The 14,150-nt window shown below is 67.2% G+C and carries 9 protein-coding genes and 1 riboswitch; of the genes, 1 reads left to right on the top strand and 8 read right to left on the bottom strand.

The annotated features are described in order from the left end of the window. Positions 1–192 precede the first annotated feature (192 nt). The 4 genes from thiE to CY652_RS16085 all read right to left on the bottom strand — a co-directional run bounded on the left by thiE (position 193) and on the right by CY652_RS16085 (position 3,627). A complete protein-coding gene (gene thiE, locus CY652_RS16100) occupies positions 193–1,293 on the bottom strand; it encodes a thiamine phosphate synthase (RefSeq protein ID WP_102131714.1) in 1,101 nt (366 codons plus the stop codon). Continuing rightward, positions 1,290–2,105, bottom strand: a complete 816-nt coding sequence (locus tag CY652_RS16095; RefSeq protein ID WP_102131713.1) for a thiazole synthase — start codon at positions 2,103–2,105, stop codon at positions 1,290–1,292. The genes thiE and CY652_RS16095 overlap by 4 nt, the downstream gene beginning before the upstream one ends. A gap of 52 nt (positions 2,106–2,157) precedes the next feature. Beyond that, a complete protein-coding gene (thiS, locus tag CY652_RS16090; RefSeq protein WP_102131712.1) occupies positions 2,158–2,355 on the bottom strand; it encodes a sulfur carrier protein ThiS in 198 nt (65 codons plus the stop codon). Between the two features lie 132 nt (positions 2,356–2,487). Beyond that, positions 2,488–3,627, bottom strand: a complete 1,140-nt coding sequence (locus CY652_RS16085) for an FAD-dependent oxidoreductase (protein WP_102131711.1) — start codon at positions 3,625–3,627, stop codon at positions 2,488–2,490. 218 nt (positions 3,628–3,845) lie between these two features. Continuing rightward, positions 3,846–3,955: riboswitch (TPP riboswitch) on the bottom strand. 193 nt (positions 3,956–4,148) lie between these two features. Here CY652_RS16085 and CY652_RS16080 point away from each other — a divergent pair. After that, a complete protein-coding gene (locus tag CY652_RS16080) occupies positions 4,149–5,945 on the top strand; it encodes an ABC transporter ATP-binding protein/permease (RefSeq protein ID WP_102131710.1) in 1,797 nt (598 codons plus the stop codon). Positions 5,946–5,982: 37 nt separating this feature from the next. Here CY652_RS16080 and thpR read toward each other — a convergent pair whose 3' ends face one another. The 4 genes from thpR to CY652_RS16060 form a co-directional block, all read right to left on the bottom strand. Then, positions 5,983–6,534 (bottom strand): RNA 2',3'-cyclic phosphodiesterase, encoded by a 552-nt coding sequence (gene thpR, locus CY652_RS16075; RefSeq protein WP_102131709.1) that lies wholly within the window; start codon positions 6,532–6,534, stop codon positions 5,983–5,985. 174 nt (positions 6,535–6,708) lie between these two features. After that, the gene (locus CY652_RS16070; protein WP_102131708.1) at positions 6,709–8,175 is read right to left on the bottom strand and encodes a glutamate synthase subunit beta; all 1,467 of its coding nucleotides are present in this window, start codon (positions 8,173–8,175) and stop codon (positions 6,709–6,711) included. A gap of 100 nt (positions 8,176–8,275) precedes the next feature. Continuing rightward, complete coding sequence (locus tag CY652_RS16065; protein WP_102131707.1) at positions 8,276–12,979, bottom strand: glutamate synthase-related protein; 4,704 nt, start codon at positions 12,977–12,979, stop codon at positions 8,276–8,278. Between the two features lie 314 nt (positions 12,980–13,293). Next, a complete protein-coding gene (locus CY652_RS16060; RefSeq protein ID WP_102131706.1) occupies positions 13,294–14,034 on the bottom strand; it encodes a transposase in 741 nt (246 codons plus the stop codon). Between the last annotated feature and the right edge of the window lie 116 nt (positions 14,035–14,150).

The raw sequence follows: 14,150 nt of genomic DNA, 5'->3' as shown, positions 1-14,150 counted from the left end.
AGCTGACAATCCTTTTACACGGAGGCGAAATTATAGGGCCATCGTGAAATTGCTGCCGGATACGCCCGGGCGTGAAACCGAAGCCCCTGCTGCCCAGCCGGCGCGGCCCGCCGGCCCGGGATTCCTTGCCAGGAGCGGCTATCGCCGGATCGTGCCGTCCTCGCGGTCCGTCCTCGTCGTGCTGGCTGACAATTATTGCGTAAACGCGCGTTGCAATGCAGCAACGGCTGCAGCCGGGTCGGCGGCCTCGGTCACGGCGCGCACGACGGCCGCGCTGCCCACGCCGGTGGCGAGCACCCCGGGCAGCGCGAGGCCGTCGATGCCGCCGATCGCCACGAGCGGCACGACGCCGTCGAACAGCTTCACGTAACGGGCGAGCCGCGCGAGCCCTTGCGGCGCGGTCGGCATCGCCTTCGTGGTGGTCGCGAACACGGCGCCGAGCGCGACGTAGCTCGGACGGAAGTGCAGCGCGGTCAGCATCTCGTAGTAGCCGTGCGTCGACAGCCCGAGCCGCAGCCCCGCGGCGGCCAGCGCTGACAGGTCGGCCTCGCGCAGATCCTCCTGCCCCAGATGCACGCCGTAGGCGCCGGCGGCCAGCGCCTCCCGCCAGTGGTCGTTGATGAAGACGCGCGCGTCGTGGCGGCGCCCCGCCTCGACGCAGCGCGCGATCTCGCGCTCGAGCGCCGCGGACTTCGGCTGCTTGCTGCGCAACTGGACCGTCTTCACGCCGCAATCGAGCACGCGCTCGACCCAGTCGGCCGTCGGCAGGACCGGATAGAGGCCGAGCCGCGCGGGACAGGGCGCGAACGGCCGCGCGGGCGCGTCGGGCAGACCCGCGACGCGCGGAAAGCGCGCGAAGTCCACCGGCCAGGCATCGGCCGTGCTGCGCTCGTCGCCGTCGCGCCAGGCCAGCGCGAGCACCAGCGCGTCGTGAGGCGCGAAACCGCAGTCGAGAAACGCCGCGAGCGCCGGAATCCAGTCTTCGGACAATGCGCCGTCGAGCGCGTGGCGCTCGCCGCCCAGATGCAGCGTAAGGCCGCCCGAGCGCGCCTCGACGACGGCCGCGCCGCGCACGAGCCACTGCGCGAAATGCGCGCGGTGCGCGTCCCCGTCCGCCGCGATGATCAGGTCGCCGCCGTTCGGCTCGCCCGGCGGCGTCAGGCAGATGCGCCACGGCGCGTGCGTGGCGGGCCAGTCGCCGAGGCGCGCGCGAATCCGCTCGGCCGCTTCGTTCAGTTCGTCGGCGGGCGGCCAGAACAGCTCGCGGCCCGCAAAGCGCAGCGTATCGGTCATGTCTTGCTCCCATCCTGATGCCAGAACGGCATGCCGACGACCGGCGTGCTCGCCTCGGCGGTGTCGCGCTCGGCCATCGGGCCGGCCAGATACGCCGCCCGCCCCGCCTCCACGCCCTGCGCGAACGCGCGCGCCATTACCTCGGGGTGCGAGGCCTGCGAGACGGCCGTGTTCAGCAGCACGCCGTCGAAACCCCATTCCATCACCTGACAGGCGTGCGACGGCACGCCGAGCCCCGCATCGACGATCAGCGGCACGTCCGGCAGCCGCTCGCGCAGCACCCTGAGCCCGTACGGATTGACCACGCCCTTGCCGGTGCCGATCGGCGCACCCCACGGCATGAGCGCCTCGCAGCCCGCGTCGAGCAGGCGGCGCCCGACGACGAGATCCTCGGTGCAGTACGGCAGCACCCGGAAGCCGTCCTTGACGAGGCGCGCCGCCGCCTCGATCAGGCCGACCGGGTCCGGCTGCAGCGTGTAGTCGTCGCCGATCAGCTCGAGCTTGATCCAGTCCGTCTCGAAGATTTCGCGCGCCATGTGCGCGGTCGTCACGGCCTCGCTGACGCTCTGGCAGCCGGCCGTGTTCGGCAGGAGCGGCACGCCGCGGCGCTTGAGCAGATCGAAGAAGCCGGCCCCGGCTGCGCCGTCGTTCATCTGCCGGCGCAGCGCGACGGTAATCATGCCGGGGCGGCCCGCGTCGATCGAATCGGACAGCGACTGCAGCGACGGATAGCGCGACGTGCCGAGCAGCACGCGGCTGGCGAAAGTTTGGCCGTACAGCGTGAGCGCGTCGGCTGAAGGAGTGGGGGCCATGGCAGAAGATCCTTGCGTCTGACGGGAGGCGAACGGGCGGCCGTTTCGTTGATTAGCCGCCGGCGACGGGGCTCACGACGTCGAGCCGGTCGCCCGCCTGCAGGACGCGCCCGGCATGCTGCGCGCGCGCGACAAAATCGCCGTTCAGCGCGACCGCGTAGGGCGGCCGCGCGCCGTATGCGGTCAGCGCATCGGCGACGGTCGCGCCGTCGGGCAACGACAGCGGCTTTTGATTGATGTGAATGTCCATGATGACTGCTGGTTGGCTGTCCCTATCCCTGATTCTGCTGGCGACGACTACCCGATACACCGAAAACATGCCGCGCCGGCGAACCGGCGCATGTGCGGCACGCGGCATGCCGCGTGCCTGCCGAGGGCACGCTCAAGCCGTCTCCCGCGAATGTCCGTCGTGCAGCAGCGCGCCCCACCGGGCGTTGCGACGCCAGTCGCCGAACGTGTCCGCGTTCGCGATACGACCGTCGAAGAGCGCCCCGGCCGTGCGCACGACTTCGTCGACCACCTCGGGCACGATCATGTAGCCGTGCCGGTACAAGCCGTTCACGCGCAGCGTCGACGCGCCGTCCCAGACCACGGCGGGCCGATGGTCGGGCAGCGTCGGCCTGCACTGTGAATTGAACTCGAGGATGCGCGCCTCGCCGAAGGCCGGATGCACGGCAAACGCCGCGCTCAATAACTCCAGTGCCGAGCGTACGCTGACGGGCGACATGTCCTCGCCCTCGATCTCGGTCGCGCCGATCACGTAGACATCGTCCTGTTTCGGCGCGACGTAGAGCGGATAGCGCGGATGCAGCAGACGCACCGGCCGCGAGAGCCCGATACCCGGCGCATGGATGCGCGCGACCTCGCCGCGGATGCCGCGTAGCGCGGGCCACACCGGCTTCGCGCCGAGCCCGCGGCAGTCGATCGTCACGCGCGCGCGCGGCAGATCGGCTTCGTCGACGGCCGTGTTCCAGTGCGTTTCGACGCCGCGTTCGGCAAGCCCCGCGGCCAGCGCGCGCAGCACCTGGCGATTGTCGAGCTGGCCCTCGCCGGCCAGCAGCCAGCCGCGCGGAAACCGGCCGGCCAGCGCCGGCTCGGCTTCGTCGAGACGCTCGCCCTCGAGCGCGACGAAACCGGCGTCGGCCAGCGCGCGCGGCGCGCTCGCGCGCACGCGGCGCTCGAAAAGCGGCGCTTCGGTGCGATCGGCATGGTGCCAGACGACCAGCGTGCCGTTGCGCTGGAAAAACACCGGCTCGGGCAATTCGGCCAGCACGCGCGGCCAGGCGTCGAGCGAGGCGACGCCCAGCTCGACGATCAACGTCTCGGCCACGGCGGCCTCGGCGAGCGGCGCGAGCATCGCCGCGGCGACCCAGGCCGCCGCCTGCGAGCCGTCGGCATCGCCGCGCTCGTAGAGCGCGACGCGATGCCCCGCGCCGGCCAGCCGCCAGGCGACGAGACGGCCGCACAGGCCACCGCCGAGCACGGCGAAATCGGGCTGACGACCCGAACCGGATGCGCTCATGACGACCTCCCGACACGCGCGACGGCGCGAACGCGGGAAGCGAAAAGCAATGAACTGACTGAGAAGGGTGAGAAACGGGCGGTCATCGAATCCTTTCCGTACGACAAACGACAGGCGTACCCAAGGACGAAACCGGCTGGCGAAGCCGGCCGCGCATGCGTGCTGCAAAAGTGACGGACGAGTCACACTGCGCGGCGGGACGCTGGAGACAATTCCAGCAAGACTTTCCGGAAACTTCCCGCGCCGGTATTACCCGGATCGGGTGCGAAGGGTCTCTCTCAGCCTCGCCGCGGCTCGAAAACCGCGCGAAGCACCCCTGTTTCGTCAGCGGCCATTAGACCACAAAAGGCGCGGACGCGGCAAACGGAGGAAACGTTCCCCGCGTGCGCGCTCTGGCACAATGGAACCGCCCGTACCGCTTCGCCGCGCACCGTCGAACGCGTGTGGATTAAGCGCCGTTTAAGCCCAGCCTGCGACAATGATTACGCAGTTGCCCGTGGCAAATCGCGATCAGGAAGCCCATGACCCAACCGTCCGTCTCCCACGCTCCGCTCCCGTCAAGCAGCAAGATCTCCGCCTGGTCGCTGATCAAACCATACTGGATATCCGAAGAATGGAAGAAAGCGTGGCTGATGCTGGTCGCGATCCTCGCGATGGAGCTCAGCAGCGTCTGGCTCAGCGTCAAGTTCAACGACTGGTACGGCTCGTTCATCAACGTATTGCAGGCGAAGAACGCAAAAAGTTTCCCGCTGCTCATGCTCGAGTACGGCGGCATTCTATTTGCGTCGACCGTGCTCTTCGTCTATAGCCGCTATCTGCGCCAAATGCTCGGCTTCCGCTGGCGCCAGTGGCTTACCACTCGTTTTATGAACGAGTGGCTCGACGGCCGCGCGTTCTACCGAATCGAGCGAGACCGGTCGACCGACAACCCTGACCAGCGGATTAGCGACGACCTGCAGGATCTCGCGAGCACCACGCTTTCGCTGACCATCGATCTGCTGTCGACGCTGGTTTCGCTCGTGTCCTTCACCGTGATTCTCTGGACGCTCGCCGGGCCGCTGACCATGACGCTCTCGGGCATGCAACTGACGATTCCCGGCTACATGGTGTGGGCTGCGGCGATCTATGCGCTCGTCGGCTCGTATGTGATGCATCGCTTCGGGCACCAGCTCGTCGCGATCAACTACCAGCAGCAGCACGTCGAAGCGGATTTCCGCTTCGGCCTGATTCGCGTACGCGAGAACGCCGAGCAGATCGCCTTCTACAACGGGATGGACGCCGAGAAGGCCAGTGCGCAGACGCTGTTCGAGCGCATCCGCGAGAACTGGTGGCGCGTGATGAAATACACCAAGAATCTGAACTTCGTTCTCAACTTCTACAGCCAGCTGGCAATGATTTTCCCGTTCGTCGTCGCAGCCCCCCGCTACTTCGCCGGCGTATTTTCGTTTGGAGCGCTGATGCAGATCGCGCGCGCATTTGGCAACGTCAGCGATTCGTTCTCGTGGTTCGTGAATAGCTACGGTACGCTCGCCGCATGGCGCGCCACGGTCAACCGTCTCCGGGAATTCCATAAAGCCGTGCTCGCACCGGCGGCAAACGACGATGCGGTGCCCGCGCAGCTTCAATCCGGAGCACACGCAAACGGCCGAGCGATCTCATTCAGACACGGCATCCATCTGAATGCGGCCAACGGACTGACCACGATCGCGACCGAGAACCTCACGCTCGCCCTCCCCGACGGCTCGCCGCTCGCCGCCGTGCGCGACATCGAGGTCAAGCCGGGCGCGCGCTGGCTCGTGCGCGGACCGTCGGGCTCCGGCAAGAGCACCCTGATGCGCGCGCTCGCCGGCCTCTGGCCGTTCGGCGACGGCGTAATCGAGGTGCCGGTCGACGCGCGCACGATGTTCGTTCCGCAGCAAAGCTACCTGCCGATCGGCACGCTGAAGGCCGCGCTCGCCTACCCGTCGCCGGCCGATACGTTCGACGACGAGACCTGCGCCGACGCGCTACGCGCCTGCCATCTCGAAGATTATGCGCAGCGGCTTTCCGAGTCGGGCCACTGGACACGCATCCTCTCGCCCGGCGAGCAGCAGCGCCTCGCCGCCGCGCGCGTGCTGCTGCACAAGCCCGACTTCCTGTTCCTCGACGAAGCGACGAGCGCGCTCGATCCGGAAAACGAGGCGCGACTTTACCGCCTCTTCGTCGAGCGGCTGCCGCAAACGGCCATCGTCAGCATCGCGCATCGGGAATCGCTGGCGGCGTTCCACGGCGAAACGCTCGACATCGAGCGCGTGACGCAGGAGAGCATCGCCGCCTGAGCACGGGCGTTCGGACGGCTCTCGCGAAAACGGCCGCTCAGCCGAGCGGCACGCTCGCGAGCGCCTCGTAACGCGCGCCCCGCCGCGCGAGCGTGCTCGAATACAGCACGAGCGACTCGAACCGCACCGAAGGCAATGCGCCCGCCTCGCCCGAAAGCCCGACGGCCTCGGTACGGCGGCCAAAGCGCGCGAGCGTGATGTGCGGCCGCAGCGCCCGCCCGTCGATGCCGAGCCCCAGCCCGATCATCGACGAACGCACCCGGGCGTCGAGTTCGACGAACGCCGCCGACATGGCGAACGCCGCCACCATCAAACGCGGATGCTCGCGATCCGGCCAGCACTCGATGCGCTCGACGCCCGCCGGCGGGAACGCGCAGACCGAGGCGCCCAGCCGACGGATCAGCGCCTCGCCCTGCCCCGCCGACAACACGCCGATGAACGCCACGGTCAGATGCAGTTGCGCATGCAACACGCGGCGCGCGGACGGCGGAACCGCGAGCGCCGAGAGCGCATCGCGCGTAGCCGCATCGGGTGCGAGCGCAAGAAAGCAGCGTTGCCAGACATCGGGCGGTGAAGGAAGGTTCAGCATGGGCCGGACGAGTTGGGATGCCGACCCGCCAGCCTTCATGGCTGCCCCCGCCGGCTCGCGCCATGTTAGCGCGCCCGTCCGGCACGCGACGGCGTGACGGCATCCATTCGCCGGGCCATGAAAAAACGGGCACCTTCGAAGGTGCCCGTTTTCACGTCCGGCTTGCGGTCCGACTCAGCGCGGCAGCTCCGAACTGCCCATCAGGTAGGCGTCCACCGACCGTGCGCACTGCCGCCCTTCGCGAATCGCCCAGACGACGAGCGACTGGCCGCGGCGCATGTCGCCGGCGGCGAACACCTTGTCCACGGACGTGCGATAGGCGCCGTCGCCGTCGGTCGAAGCGCGGACGTTGCCGCGCGCATCGCGCTCGACGCCGAATGCCTCGAGCACCGGCGACGCCGGCTGCGTAAAGCCCATCGCGAGCAGCACGAGGTCGGCCTTCATGTCAAACTCGGAGCCCGGCACTTCCTGCATCTTGCCGTCCTTCCATTCGACGCGCACGGCCACGAGCTTCTCGACCTTGCCGTTCTTGCCCTCGAAGCGCTTCGTCGCGATCGACCAGTCACGCTCGCAGCCTTCTTCGTGCGACGACGAGGTCCGCAGCTTGATCGGCCAGTACGGCCAGACGAGCGGCTTGTTCTCCGTCTCGGGCGGCTGCGGCAGCAACTCGAACTGCGTGACGCTCTTCGCGCCGTGCCGGTTCGAGGTGCCCACGCAGTCCGAGCCCGTGTCGCCGCCGCCGATCACGACGACGTGCTTGCCCTTCGCGAGCAGTTGATTCGACAACTTGTCGCCGGCGTTGATGCGGTTCTGCTGCGGCAGGAACTCCATCGCGTAGTGGATGCCGGCCAGCTCGCGGCCCGGCACCGGCAGGTCGCGCGGCGTTTCCGAGCCGCCCGAGATCACGACCGCGTCGAACTGTTCCTTCAGTTCGTCGGGCGAGATGGTTTCCTTCGACGCATTGCCGATATACGGCGGCAGCTCGCCCTTGCCGACGAACACGCTCGTGCGGAACGTCACGCCTTCGGCCTCCATCTGGCGCATGCGGCGGTCGATCAGCCACTTTTCGAGCTTGAAGTCGGGGATGCCGTAACGCAGCAGGCCGCCGACGCGGTCGTTCTTCTCGAACACTGTCACGTCGTGGCCCGCGCGCGCGAGCTGCTGGGCGGCGGCCAGGCCCGACGGCCCCGAGCCGACGACGGCGACCTTCTTGCCGGTCCGGTGCTTCGAGGGCTGCGGCGCGACCCAGCCTTCGGCCCACGCCTTGTCGATGATCGCGTGCTCGATCGACTTGATGCCGACCGGATCGTTGTTGATGCCGAGCGTGCACGCCGTCTCGCACGGCGCCGGGCAGATACGGCCCGTGAACTCGGGGAAGTTGTTGGTCGAGTGCAGCACCTCGATCGCGGCTTGCCAGTCCTGGCGGTACACCAGGTCGTTGAAGTCCGGGATCACGTTGTTCACCGGGCAGCCGTTGTTGCAAAACGGAATGCCGCAGTCCATGCAGCGCGCGCCCTGGATCTTCGCGTCGTCGTCGGAGAGCGCCGCGACGAATTCCTTGTAGTGCTTGATCCGCGCGAGCGGAGCCTCGTACGCCTCGTGGCGGCGTTCGTACTCGAGAAAACCCGTTGCCTTACCCATGTGGCTCTCGTCTATTCCGTGTATTCGATGGGGAATCGGCGTGCGCCGCGCGTCATGCGCGGCGCACGCACTCGTCTATGTGCTGCGTCGGTCCGGGCGCTTACGCGGCCAGCACTTCCTGGCCCGCCTTCTTCGCACCGAGTTCGGCCAGCGCGCGCCGGTATTCCGTCGGGAACACCTTCACGAACTGCCGGCGCGCGGCGTCCCAGTTCTCCAGCAGCGCCTTCGCGCGCGGCGAGCCCGTGAACTGGAAGTGGCGCTCGACGATACCCTTCAGCAGTGCCTCGTCGGTTGCGCCCGCGTGCCACAGCGCGCGGTCCACCGTGTGTTCCTGTTCGGCCTGCGGCAGGACCGGCTCGAGCGTGACCATCGCCTTGTTGCACTTCGCGGCGAACGTGTTGTCCGGATCGTAGACGAACGAGACGCCGCCCGACATGCCGGCCGCGAAGTTGCGGCCCGTCTCGCCGAGCACGACGACTGTGCCGCCCGTCATGTACTCGCAGCCGTGGTCGCCCGTGCCCTCGACGACCGCCGTCGCGCCCGAGTTGCGCACGCAGAAGCGCTCGCCGGCCACGCCGCGGAAGAAGGCCTCGCCCTCGACGGCGCCGTACATCACCGTGTTGCCGCAGATGATGTTCTCTTCCGACTTGCCGCGGAAATCGTTGGTCGGACGAATGATGATCCGGCCGCCCGAGAGACCCTTGCCGACGTAATCGTTGCCGTCGCCGACGAGGTCGAGCGTCACGCCCTTCGCGAGGAATGCACCGAAACTCTGGCCCGCCGTACCCTTTAGCTGGATGTGGATCGTGTCGTCGGGCAGGCCCTCGTGGCCGTACTTCCTAGCGACCACGCCCGAGAGCATCGCACCGACCGTCCGGTTCACGTTGCGCACCGGCTGGATGAACGACACGTGCTCGCGGTTCTCGATCGCGGCCTTCGCCTTCTCGATCAGCGTGTGGTCGAGCGCGCGCTCGAGACCGTGGTCCTGCGACTCGACGTGCCGGCGCGCGACGTCCGCCTCGACCTTCGGCAGATAGAACACGCGCGAGAAGTCGAGCCCCTTCGCCTTCCAGTGCTCGACGCCCTTGCGCATGTCGAGCAGATCCGCGCGGCCGATCAGGTCGTCGAACTTGCGGATGCCGAGCTGGGCCATGATTTCGCGCACTTCCTCGGCGATGAAGAAGAAGAAGTTCACGACGTGCTCGGGCTGGCCCGAGAACTTCGCGCGCAGCACCGGGTCCTGCGTCGCGACGCCGACCGGGCAGGTGTTCAGGTGGCACTTGCGCATCATGATGCAGCCCTGCACGACGAGCGGCGCCGTCGCGAAGCCGAATTCGTCGGCGCCGAGCAGCGCGCCGATCACGACGTCGCGGCCCGTCTTCATCTGGCCGTCGGCCTGCACGCGAATGCGTCCGCGCAGCTTGTTGAGCACGAGGGTCTGCTGCGTCTCGGCGAGACCCAGTTCCCACGGCGAGCCCGCGTGCTTGAGCGACGAGAGCGGCGACGCGCCGGTGCCGCCGTCGTGGCCCGCGATCACGACGTGATCGGCCTTGGCCTTCGCGACGCCGGCCGCGACCGTGCCAACGCCGACTTCGGAGACGAGCTTCACCGAGATCGACGACGGCGGGTTCACGTTCTTCAGATCGTGAATCAGTTGCGCCAGGTCTTCGATCGAGTAGATGTCGTGGTGCGGCGGCGGCGAGATGAGGCCCACGCCCGGCACCGAGTAACGCAGCTTGCCGATGTAGTCGGACACCTTGTGGCCCGGCAACTGGCCGCCCTCGCCCGGCTTCGCGCCCTGCGCCATCTTGATCTGGATCTGGTCCGCCGACGACAGATACTCGGCCGTCACGCCGAAGCGGCCCGACGCGACCTGCTTGATCTTCGAGCGCAGCGAATCGCCGTCCTTGAGCGGAATGTCGCGCACGACCTCCGGGCCGATCACCGAGGCGAGCGTGTCGCCATTCTTGACCGGAATGCCGCGCAGCTCGTTGCGATAGCGGTTGTGATCCTCGCCGCCCTCGCCCGTGTTCGACTTGCCGCCGATGCGGTTCATCGCGATCGCGAGCGTCGTGTGCGCCTCGGTGCTGATCGAGCCGAGCGACATCGCGCCAGTCGCGAAGCGCTTGACGATTTCCTTCGCCGGCTCGACGTCGTCGATCGGAATCGCGCGCGACGGGTCGAGGCGGAATTCGAAGAGACCGCGGAACGTCATGTGGCGCTTCGTCTGATCGTTGATCAGATGCGCGTATTCCTTGTAGGTCTGGTAGGAATTGCTGCGCGCCGAGTGCTGGAGCTTGGCGATCGCGTCGGGCGTCCACATGTGGTCTTCGCCGCGGATGCGGAACGCGTACTCGCCGCCCGCGTCGAGCATGTTCGCGAGCACCGGGTTGTCGCCGAACGCGTCGCGGTGCAGGCGAATCGCCTCCTCGGCCACCTCGAAAAGGCCGATGCCGCCGACCTTCGACGCCGTGCCCTTGAAGTACTTGCCGACGAGCTCGCCCGACAGACCCACGGCCTCGAAAATCTGCGCGCCCGTGTAGGACATGTAGGTCGAAATGCCCATCTTCGACATGACCTTCTGCAGGCCCTTGCCGACCGCCTTCGTGAAGTTGTAGACCGCCTTTTCCGCCGACAGGTCGCCCTTGAGGCCCTGCGCCATCTGCGCGAGCGTTTCCATCGCGAGGTACGGGTGCACGGCTTCGGCGCCGTAGCCCGCGAGCAGCGCGAAGTGATGCGTCTCGCGCGCGGAGCCCGTCTCGACGACGAGGCCCGTGCTCGTGCGCAGGCCCTGCTCGACGAGGTGCGTATGGATGGCCGAGGTAGCCAGCAGCGCGGGAATCGCGACGTTGTCGCGGTCCGCGCGGCGATCCGAGACGATCAGGATGTTGTAGCCGGACCTCACCGCGTCGACGGCCTCGGCGCACAGCGAGGCGAGACGCGCCTCGATGCCTTCCTTGCCCCAGGCCACCGGATAGCAGATGTTCAGCTCGTAGGAGCTGAACTTGCCGCCCGTGTACTGCTCGATGGCGCGGATCTTCGCGATGTCCTTGAAGTCGAGCACCGGTTGCGACACTTCGAGCCGCATCGGCGGGTTGATGTTGTTGGTGTCGAGCAGGTTCGGCTTCGGGCCGATGAACGACACGAGCGACATCACCATGTTCTCGCGGATCGGGTCGATCGGCGGGTTCGTCACCTGCGCGAAAAGCTGCTTGAAGTAGTGGTAGAGCGTCTTGTTCTTGTTCGACATCACCGCGAGCGGCGAGTCGTTGCCCATCGAACCGACGGCTTCCTCGCCCGAGAGCGCCATCGGCGCCATCAGGAACTTGAGGTCCTCCTGCGTGTAGCCGAACGCCTGCTGGCGGTCGAGCAGCGAGGCCGGCTCGCGGCGCTCGCTCACGGCGTCCTCGGCCGTCGTCTCGATCTCGTCGAGCTTGATGCGCACGGCGTCGATCCAGCTCTTGTAGGGCTTCGCGTTCGCGAGGTTGTCCTTCAGCTCCTTGTCGTCGATGATGCGGCCATGCTCCATGTCGATCAGGAACATCTTGCCCGGCTGCAGGCGCCACTTCTTGACGATCTTCGATTCGGGAACCGGCAGCACGCCCGCTTCCGACGCCATGATGACGAGGTCGTCCTCGGTGATCAGATAGCGCGCCGGGCGCAGGCCGTTACGGTCGAGCGTCGCGCCGATCTGGCGGCCGTCCGTGAACGCGATCGCGGCGGGGCCGTCCCACGGCTCCATCATCGCGGCGTGGTACTCGTAGAACGCGCGTCGGTTGTCGTCCATCAGCGTGTGCTGTTCCCACGCTTCGGGAATCATCATCATGACCGCATGGACGAGCGGATAGCCCGCCATCACGAGCAGCTCGAGACAGTTGTCGAACGACGCCGTGTCCGACTGACCCGGATAGATGAGCGGCCAGAGCTTCGGCAGGTCGTCGCCGAGCACGTGCGAGGCGATCGCGCCGGTGCGCGCGTTCAGCCAGTTCACGTTGCCCTTCACGGTGTTGATCTCGCCGTTGTGCGCGATCATCCGGTACGGGTGCGCGAGCTCCCAGGCCGGGAACGTGTTGGTCGAAAAGCGCTGGTGCACGAGCGCGAGTGCCGACACGACGCGCTCGTCCTGCAGGTCGCGGTAGTACACGCCGACCTGGCCCGCGAGCAGCAAGCCCTTGTAGACGACCGTGCGCGCCGACATCGACGGCACGAAGTATTCCTTGCCGTGCTTGAGCTTGAGCGCCTGGATGCGGTGGCTCGCGGTCTTGCGGATGACGTACAGCTTGCGCTCGAGCGCATCGGTCACCATCACGTCCTTGCCGCGGCCGATGAAGATCTGGCGGATCACCGGCTCGCTCGCCTTGACCGTGGGCGAGATCGGCATGGTGTGGTCCGCGGGCACGTCGCGCCAGCCGAGCACGACCTGGCCTTCGGCGCGCACGGTGCGCTCGAGTTCCTGCTCGCAGGCGAGCCGCGACGCGTGTTCCTTCGGCAGGAAGATCATGCCGACCCCGTACTCGCCGGCGGGCGGCAGCACGACGCCCTGGCGGGCCATTTCCTCGCGATAGAAGCCGTCCGGAATCTGGATCAGGATGCCCGCGCCGTCGCCCATGAGCGGATCGGCGCCCACGGCGCCCCGGTGGTCGAGGTTTTCGAGAATCTTCAGCCCTTGCTGGATGATCTCGTGGCTTTTCTTGCCCTTGATGTGGGCGACGAAGCCGACGCCGCAGGCGTCGTGTTCGTTTTGCGGGTCGTACAGACCTTGCGCGGCGGGAACCGTGGCGCGCGGGTGCTGGTGATCGTTCATGGGGACACCCTTCTGGGAGAAGCCGAAGCGGCCGTTTTAACTATCTTCTTCCTGTTTCCCGCCGTTTGCGTGACCGGGGTAAGGCGCGCGCCAGGCGATGCGGGCTGGTTCCGCGTCGTGCGCCGCAGAGAGCCGAAAGGCGAATATACGCGACGAATCAATGGAATAGCAAATAAAACGTGATGATTGATCCCCTATTTAATAATCCGATCAATATCGCATCGTTTAATTGGTTCCATATCAATAAGGGAGAAAAAAGACGGCATCTCGCGGATGCCGTCCTTATCGCCGACCCATTGAGTCGCAACGTTTTGTCAGGGCGAGCCCGTCTCCGGCTTGCCGATGTCGTGAGCGGGCGCCGGCGTCTCGCGGACCTTGCGCGGCCGGCCGCGCGGCAGCGGCGAAACGCGCCTGTTCGCAGTACGCGACGCCCATTCGCGGTACGAGTCGCTACCGAGCACCCAGCCCTTTAAAGTGGCCTGCATGAGCTGGCTCGTCTCCCGTTCGTCGAGCGGCTGCTCGCACAACTCGCGGTAGGCGCGCTGCCGCTCGAACGGCGTGTTGCCGAGCGCCCAGTACAGGGCATGGTCGGTGATGAGGCTGTCGACGGTCAGGCCGATGTGATGCCGGTAGCTCGACCAGCGGTAGTCCTCGGGCGTCTGCGCGAGCCGGTTGCGCACCGGCGCGAGCTCGACCATGCGGCTTGCGAGCAGGAAGTAGCGTTCGCTCTCGATGACGGTCGCGCGGTAGCGGCCCTCCCAGAGCGTGCCCCGCCGCGAATAGCGGCGGTTGAAGTGGGCCACGTAGCGCCGGCCGACCGCCTGCATCGCCTTGGGCAGGCTGGTTTCGTCGGACGGGCTGGCAAGTAGCTGGACCGCGCCGGGCATGAGAACCCACGCGTGAACCGCCAGATGGTGATCGCGCGCCGCCGCCTTCAGGCAATCAATGAACAGGTCGTAATCCTGTTCGTCGACAAACGCGGGCTGCTGGTCGAGCCCGCGCAGGATCACGTGCTGGGGCTGACCGGGAACATAAAGACGTGCAAGCCGTGCCATGCTCGATTTTCCGTTGTCCGTTGGTGAATACCCGCAGACCTGCCGGGCCGCATCGCCGCTGCGTTCGCAGCGACAAGGCTCGCGCAGGCATTCCGCGGCGCTTGGGGAAACTGCTC

Source organism: Burkholderia sp. WAC0059, from assembly GCF_002870125.1.
Classification (GTDB): domain Bacteria; phylum Pseudomonadota; class Gammaproteobacteria; order Burkholderiales; family Burkholderiaceae; genus Paraburkholderia.
Note: the sequence above shows the minus strand (reverse complement) of the source record. Positions and strands in the feature narration are given on the sequence as shown.